This window comes from Oerskovia sp. NPDC057915 (genome assembly GCF_042887685.1).
Classification (GTDB): domain Bacteria; phylum Actinomycetota; class Actinomycetes; order Actinomycetales; family Cellulomonadaceae; genus Oerskovia.
The window spans coordinates 2,501-4,860 of the sequence record NZ_JBHVOS010000044.1 but is presented as its reverse complement, the minus strand read 5'-3'; the positions used below and the strand labels follow the sequence as shown (position 1 = coordinate 4,860).

At 54.6% G+C, this 2,360-nt stretch carries 1 rRNA gene; it reads right to left on the bottom strand.

Annotated features, from left to right (window positions below):
- A 23S ribosomal RNA gene (locus ACFVQ3_RS18700) occupies window positions 1–2,212 on the bottom strand; the annotation flags it as partial.
- Window positions 2,213–2,360: the final 148 nt, after the last annotated feature.

Sequence of the window (2,360 nt, the reverse complement as noted above, 5' to 3'; positions counted from 1 at the left end):
ACGCCATTCGTGCAGGTCGGAACTTACCCGACAAGGAATTTCGCTACCTTAGGATGGTTATAGTTACCACCGCCGTTTACTGGGGCTTAAATTCTCAGCTTCGCTCCCGAAGGAACTAACCGGTCCTCTTAACCTTCCAGCACCGGGCAGGCGTCAGTCCGTATACATCGTCTTACGACTTCGCACGGACCTGTGTTTTTAGTAAACAGTCGCTTCTCACTGGTCTCTGCGGCCCCACCCAGCTCAGACAGTAAATGTCGTCACCAGACAGGGCCCCCCTTCTCCCGAAGTTACGGGGGCATTTTGCCGAGTTCCTTAACCATAGTTATCTCGATCGCCTTAGTATTCTCTACCTGACCACCTGTGTCGGTTTGGGGTACGGGCCGTGTGAAAGCTCGCTAGAGGCTTTTCTCGGCAGCATAGGATCACTGAATTCGCCTCAATCGGCTACGCATCACGTCTCAGGCTATGTGTGACCCGGATTTGCCTAGGTCACGCCCTACACGCTTACACCAGTATTACCACTGACTGGCTCAGCTACCTTCCTGCGTCACCCCATCGCTTGGCTACTACCAGATCAGGTCCCATGCATCCACCAACTCGAGACCCGAAGGTCTTCTCGTGGCTTCAGGATGGTTAGTATCACTGATTCACCATGGGCGCGTTCACACGGGTACGGGAATATCAACCCGTTGTCCATCGGCTACGCCTGTCGGCCTCGTCTTAGGTCCCGACTCACCCTGGGCGGATTAACCTGGCCCAGGAACCCTTGGTCATTCGGCGGACGAGTTTCTCACTCGTCTTTCGCTACTCATGCCTGCATTCTCACTCGTGTGGCCTCCACGGCTAGGTCACCCTGCCGCTTCCATGGCCACACGACGCTCCCCTACCCATCCACACACCTGCCCAACACTCCGCAGAGTGAAGGGGGGCTATTGCGTGAATGCCGCAGCTTCGGTGGTGTACTTGAGCCCCGCTACATTGTCGGCGCAGGATCACTTGACCAGTGAGCTATTACGCACTCTTTCAAGGGTGGCTGCTTCTAAGCCAACCTCCTGGTTGTCTTCGCGACCCCACATCCTTTTCCACTTAGTACACGCTTAGGGACCTTAGCTGGCGATCTGGGCTGTTTCCCTCTCGACTACGAACCTTATCGCCCGCAGTCTCACTGCCGCGCTCTCACTCACCGGCATTCGGAGTTTGGCTGATTTCGGTAAGCTTGTGGGCCCCCTAGACCATCCAGTAGCTCTACCTCCGGTGAGAAACACGCGACGCTGCACCTAAATGCATTTCGGGGAGAACCAGCTATCACGGAGTTTGATTGGCCTTTCACCCCTACCCACAACTCATCCCCTCAGTTTTCAACCTAAGTGGGTTCGGTCCTCCACGACGTCTTACCGTCGCTTCAACCTGGCCATGGGTAGATCACTCCGCTTCGGGTCTAGAGCATGCCACTACGATCGCCCTATTCGGACTCGCTTTCGCTACGGCTACCCCACACGGGTTAACCTCGCGACATGCCACTAACTCGCAGGCTCATTCTTCAAAAGGCACGCCATCACCCCCAGCAGTAAACTGCTCGAAGGCTCTGACGGATTGTAAGCGCACGGTTTCAGGTACTATTTCACTCCCCTCCCGGGGTACTTTTCACCTTTCCCTCACGGTACTAGTCCGCTATCGGTCACCAGGGAGTATTCAGGCTTATCGGGTGGTCCCGACAGATTCACACCAGATTTCACGGGCCCGGTGCTACTTGGGTTTCCATTACAACAGTCACAAAGTTTTCGTGTACGGGATTCTCACCCTCTACGACAGGCCGTTCCAGACCACTTCCACTAACCCTGTGATTTCTTACTGTTGGCCAACACGGCAGTATTGACAAAATGAACCCCACAACCCCACGAATGCAACACCTGCCGGCTATCACACACCCATGGTTTAGCCTCTTCCGCTTTCGCTCGCCACTACTCACGGAATCACGGTTGTTTTCTCTTCCTGTGGGTACTGAGATGTTTCACTTCCCCACGTTCCCTCCACACGCCCTATATATTCAGGCGCGGGTAACACGACATCACTCGTGCTGGGTTTCCCCATTCGGACATCCTCGGATCACAGCTCGGTTGACAGCTCCCCGAGGCTTATCGCAGCCTCCTACGTCCTTCATCGGCTCCTGGTGCCAAGGCATCCACCGTACGCTCTTCATTACTTACAACAAAGATGCTCGCGTCCACTGTGCAGTTCTCAAACAACACACAAACAACCACCTCACGCAGACACCAACAAAAACCACTCTCACGAATAATTCTTGCGGTATGACTGCAGCAGTCATTTGTCGTTACTTCCTAGAGAGGAAACACTCG